Here is a 5,445-nt window from a genome sequence, read left to right as displayed (position 1 = left end):
CGGTGCGCATCCTCAAGACTCGCACGCAAAACCGCCGACGGGAATCCACATTCGGACTCGACCGTCACATTCATTCCACTAGCTGCCAGACTTGGCGAGAACGTCCCGCGCTACACCAGTTATCCGACCGCGCCGCATTTCCATGCGGGGGTCGATGCCGTCGTTTACCGAGGCTGGTTGGAGGCGCTCGAAGGTGGTGACGAGATATCGCTTTACCTGCATATTCCCTATTGCGACAGGCTCTGCTGGTTCTGCGCGTGCCATACCAAACAGACGCGCCACTACGAACCAGTGACCACATATCTCCGTTCACTGCATGCCGAGATCGCCACCGTCTCCAGTCTTGTCACCGGCAAGGGCCGAGTTCGCGCGGTTCATTTCGGCGGCGGTTCGCCGACGATGCTCAAACCGGAAGATATCGTGGCGCTGGGAACCGTCCTGCGCAACAGCTTCACGTTTCTCCCCGGTGCAAAGATCAGCGTTGAGATCGAACCCAACGATATGGACGATGCCCGCCTCGATGCACTTGCCGAAATCGGCATGACAAGGGCGAGCCTCGGCGTCCAGGATTTCGACCCGAAGGTGCAGAAAGCGATCAACCGCGAGCAGACCTTTCTGCAGACCAAGACGGTTGTTGATGGCGTTCGTTCGCGCGGCGTCGAATCCGTCAATCTCGATCTGCTCTACGGCCTGCCGCATCAGACCAGGGAGAGCGTCGCCTCCACGGTTGCACAGGCACTGACCCTGGAACCGGATCGGATCGCGCTTTTTGGCTACGCCCATGTGCCGTGGTTCAAGAAACATCAGACGATGATCGACAAGGCCTGGTTGCCGGGTCCGGCGGAGCGGTTTGCCCAATCGCAATTGGCAGCGCGGGCGATCATGGACCAGGGATACGAAGCAATCGGGCTCGATCATTTCGCCAAGCCCGGCGATGCGCTGGCGCTTGCGGCCCGCGCCGGGACTTTGCACCGGAACTTCCAAGGCTACACCGAGGACTGCTACGAGACATTGATCGGCCTCGGCCCATCGTCCATCAGCCAGTTTCGCCAGGGCTATGCACAGAATATGCCTTCGACCGCCGAGTATGGACGCATGGTTGCTCATGGCGGGCTGGCCGCTGTTCGGGGTATCGCGCTTTCTGACGACGACCGTGTTCGCGGCTGGATCATCGAGCGATTGATGTGTGACTTCGCCTTCTCGGCGATTGAGCTGGTGGAGCGCTTTGGCGAAGCCGGCCAAAGACTTCTCGTCCGAGCGAGTTCCACGGCCCTCCAAGATCCTGCGCGGTTGCTTGAACTTGATGGTGACCGCTTCGTCGTGCCTGCGGAAAGCCGGCCCTTTGTCAGGAGCATCGCGGCAAAGTTCGACAAATATTTCGAAAGTGGAACGGCCAGGCACTCAGCGGCAGTCTGAGCACCGCAGAGGAACGGTCATGGTTCTCAGTCGATCGTGAACCGATTGCGCTACATTTTTCACTGTTGATCGGCGACCGTCGTGTCGAGACAGGATTCGGAGCGGACCAGACGCGTCTTGGTATAGCGACGATATCGTCCGGTCGTGCCTTCCGGCGCCGTATTCCATTTCGCAGTCCCTGAAGCGCCACGTCGAGTCCGGCCTCTTTTCTGTATCGGAAGCAGTCGACAATCGTCCTGGCCAGATCATGGTTGTCGGCCGACAGCTCCCTTCGGCCTTGCAACAAGAATCCGCAAGGACCCTGCCAGCTGCAGCAGGCGCCGCCGCATCGCACCACCACACTATCCACCCGTGGCTCGCGCTAACCTTTGATTGGTTCGCGCCAAGCCGACGCCCGTCGAAACCGAGCCTCGGCAACATTCCGAGTCGTAAGCGGCTGGCCACGCTCCTGGTGCCGGTGGCAGAAAGTCCGCAAGCACCCCGGCAGCGCCGTCAAGCGTGGGACAACCCGTCCACCCGAATATCCGCCGGCGCAGTTTCAGTGAAAAGCGGGCCCAGGCTAGACGGCTCTCTTGTTACCCCAGAGCATAACGTGCAGCTGCGGCAGCACACGGGCTTCGAACCACCTGTCGCGGGTCACGCTATCAACCAGCCACTCCATGCGCTTCAATATTCCGTCAAGGTCGACAGGCGCGTCTTCATTTGCGGGGCGTGGCGGCGTGTGATTGCCGGGTTGCAGATAGATCGGAAGTCGCGGAAATCTCGCAGCGGCGTCTTTCGCGTAGGCGTAGTCCCTTTCGTCGAAAACAATGAGCTTGAGCACGACTTGCGGCCTGCCTTGTGCCGCCTGGAGGCACGCCTCGAAAGCGGCCCAATCGGTCGTCATTTGGCTTGACGGCGGCTTTGGGCTGAGGACTAGCACGTCGAGGTCGGCAAACCAGTCCCTGGCCACCGAACCTTGGGTTTCCAGCGCAAAACGGTAACCTTCACCATGGCCTCGCTCGATGAGCGCGCCGAGCGGCTGGATGGCCGGATTGCCGCCTGACAGCGACACCATCAGCGGGCGGCCACCGGAAAGCGCAAGCACGTTTTGCCACACCGCGCCAATGGACATCATCTCCCATTCATGGCGGAATTGATTGTCCACCGCATGCAGGCTGTCGCACCAGGAACAGCGATAGTCACACCCGCCGGTTCTGACGAAGACCGTCGGCAAACCGATGAGCACGCCCTCGCCCTGGATCGTCGGCCCGAAAATCTCACTCACGCGGATTGCGGGATGCGTATCGGTCATGGCCGGTATTCCGCCCAGGTTTTCGGCGTTTCGCTCACCCGCACGGCCGAGGTTTCGCGCAGGCGTGCCTTGCACCATTCATAAAAATGTCTGGCCAGATATTCCGCCGTGACTTGCTCATGTCCCAGCACGTCGTTGAGATGTCGGTGGTCGAAGCTCTCGTCGATGTAGCGTTTGAATGGCGCCAAATCGTGATAGTCGCGCACGAAGCCGTTGTCGTTCAGTCCATTCGCTGAAAGCTCCACTTCAACGATGTAGTTATGCCCGTGCAGGCGCGCGCATTGGTGATCGGGTGGCAACGAGGTGAGCTGATGCGAGGCTGAGAAGTGGAATTCCTTGGTGATGCGGAACATTACGCGGTCCTCCTTCGCAGCGCATCGAGCCAGAAGTCGGAGTCCTCGTAGTCGGTGGGGTCCGGCTGCCCAGAGAGATGAAACGCCTCGCGCCGCTCGACGCAGGTCCCGCACCTCCCGCAGTGACGCTCGGCGCCCTTGTAGCAGGACCAGGTCTGCGCAAACGGCGTGCCGTATGCTGCTCCATTCCTAACAATGTCCGCCTTCGTGAGATTCACATAGGGTGCATAAATGCGAATCTCCGCGTAGCCGTCGAGCGCGTGGTCCTGCATCATCTGGAAAGCGTCGATGAAGGCCGGACGGCAGTCGGGATAAATGAAATGATCCCCACCATGCACGGCCGTCGCCACCGCCTCAGCGCCGTGCGCTGCGGCGAAGCCGAAGGCAATGGCCAACATGATGGCGTTCCGGTTCGGCACCACCGTGACCTTCATCGTGTCTTCGGCGTAGTGCCCGTCGGGCACGTCCACATTATCGGTCAGCGCGGAGCCGGAAAGGCCGCCGCCGATCTCGTGGATGTCGATGATGCGGTGCGGGACGCTCAGTCGCTCCGCGCAAAGGGCGGCGAAGCCCAATTCCTTCCTATGCCGTTGGCCGTAATCGAAAGATAGGAGGCCGGCGAGTTCGTGCTCCGCTGCCACCTTGTGAGCAAGGGTAACGGAGTCCAATCCGCCGGAGCAGACGACGAGAGTCTTCATTTTTGGGTCCTTGTTTTAACCGGGTAGGCTGCGACCGGAGATTTCTCTGCGCTGCCCAGTACTTCAGGAAATCCATTTTGTGAAGTGAACGGGGGACGAGTTTCATGCGCTGACGTGCCGCTGTGTGCAAGGCGCCCTCGCGGTGAGCCTGCAAGGAACACGGACTAGCGAAACGTCACGCTTCAGCGGAATGCTCAAAGGCGAGCGCACCGGAATATGCTCTGCAGGAGGTCCGGACCTTCGTAAACAAAGTTCTCGACGATCAAGCGCCCGGCGGTCCAGAGCTTCGAGGGACGCCACCGCGAGGGTTTCAGGTACAAGACGGCCCGAAGATGGGCTTGCCGCAAGAGAACGGACTTACCAGTGGGATGTTCAGCGACGCCGATGCAGATGTCTGGAATGATCACGACATCAATTGTCGCGGCAACTTTGGCCTCGGGTTCCGTAGATCCAGCGCATTCCGCTTCAGGATCGGTTCGAACCGGAGCACGCCCTCGGTCAATGGACGACCGGCAAACCCTGAATGATCGGTCGTGAGCCGACATCTGTGAACAAGCGGTGTGGTCGATTGCTATCACCCATGTGTTGCGCGCAGGTACCTTATGGCAGTGGATGAACTGGATTTGATGGTTTTACGGCTGGCGGTCGAAAGCGTCCGCTCGCTCTCCTTAAGCTTCGCTGAAAAGGCCGCCGAGGTAGCCACCAGGAGCCGCGGCATCCTGCTTTTCGACGTGCGGGTCGACGGTCATGCGGGGGTCCAGCGGGTCGCAGCCATCCGATATCAGGGCGACCAGATCGGCGTGCTGGCGTTGGACAGACAGGGCCTTGTTACCCACCATTGCATCGTCAACGGTACGTTCTCACATTTCATTGCGCCCTTGGAGACCTGGCACAGCATGCCCCTGTCGATGCAGGCCAAGATCGATGCCAACGGCCATGCCAGTCTCTTCCTAGGGGCCTTGCGAAATGCCGGACATTTGCTGGGCAGCTAGCATTTGGCCAGAATGCATCTGTGAATTTTTGCATGCGCATCGCTGCCGAACCGCCGGCATGATTGTCGTGCTCGAAAACGGCGGCGGCGATCGCGGCAAAGCGATCGCCGCGATCATGGCGATCAACGCGTGGGCGTTGCATCGATGCGCGATCGTTTGAGACGGAGATCTCCGCCTGGCATCGAGCAACATGCACGGAGGTACGCAAAGCGCAAATGCATCAAGTAGTTGAAGGGACGAGCCCCTCGCGCAAATGGAGCTTGCGCTGCCGTTGTCGTCCCATCGTGCCGCCGAACTCGGGGGCGTGACGATCGACCACGATGGCCTATTTTTTTGCAAAGCCGAATGTCCCGATTCCGAAGCCAAGGAAAAAACTCCGACCACAGCGAAGAATAGTAACAACACGGCGACGCGAGCCGCCTTGCGCTCTAGCAGGGGAGGTGCTTGCGGTGCTCTCACCGACACAAGATCGCAAATGGCACGTGGGTGAGCACCAGAACTGGCGACACGCATGGTGATCGGCTTGACTCGCTGGAGGAAGCACAAGGCCTCAGTGGGCGGAGGCGCCAGCGACGGTCGAATACTGACTGGCTGCTCGGGATCTGATCGTTGAAATGACGTAGGATTTGGTTGCTTAAGCCGATCCGAACCATTTCCCGGAGACCACACCCACCATGAACGATCTTGCGCTG

At 59.9% G+C, this 5,445-nt stretch carries 5 protein-coding genes; 2 read left to right on the top strand and 3 right to left on the bottom strand.

Annotation, left to right across the window (positions count from 1 at the left end):
* The first annotated feature begins 72 nt into the window (after positions 1-72).
* On the top strand, positions 73-1,416 hold the full coding sequence (gene hemN, locus NKJ55_RS34945) for an oxygen-independent coproporphyrinogen III oxidase (protein WP_352453861.1): 1,344 nt from the start codon (positions 73-75) through the stop codon (positions 1,414-1,416).
* 559 nt (positions 1,417-1,975) lie between these two features.
* Here hemN and queE read toward each other — a convergent pair.
* The 3 genes from queE to queC are packed head-to-tail and all read right to left on the bottom strand — an operon-like array spanning position 1,976 to position 3,761.
* A complete protein-coding gene (gene queE / locus NKJ55_RS34940) occupies positions 1,976-2,710 on the bottom strand; it encodes a 7-carboxy-7-deazaguanine synthase QueE (protein WP_352453860.1) in 735 nt (244 codons plus the stop codon).
* Entirely contained in the window at positions 2,707-3,063 is a 357-nt protein-coding gene (gene queD / locus NKJ55_RS34935; protein WP_023722053.1) for a 6-carboxytetrahydropterin synthase QueD, read from the bottom strand. The genes queE and queD overlap by 4 nt, the downstream gene beginning before the upstream one ends.
* Positions 3,063-3,761, bottom strand: coding sequence for a 7-cyano-7-deazaguanine synthase QueC (gene queC, locus NKJ55_RS34930; RefSeq protein ID WP_031194962.1), 699 nt, complete (start codon positions 3,759-3,761; stop codon positions 3,063-3,065). Before queC ends, queD begins: the two co-directional genes overlap by 1 nt.
* Positions 3,762-4,363: 602 nt before the next feature.
* On the opposite strand from queC, the gene NKJ55_RS34925 reads away from it, so the two are divergent.
* Positions 4,364-4,753 (top strand): hypothetical protein, encoded by a 390-nt coding sequence (locus NKJ55_RS34925; RefSeq protein WP_352453859.1) that lies wholly within the window; start codon positions 4,364-4,366, stop codon positions 4,751-4,753.
* Positions 4,754-5,445: the final 692 nt, after the last annotated feature.

Source organism: Mesorhizobium sp. M0106 (assembly GCF_040322715.1).
In the GTDB taxonomy this organism is placed as follows: domain Bacteria; phylum Pseudomonadota; class Alphaproteobacteria; order Rhizobiales; family Rhizobiaceae; genus Mesorhizobium.
Note: the sequence above shows the minus strand (reverse complement) of the source record. Positions and strands in the feature narration are given on the sequence as shown.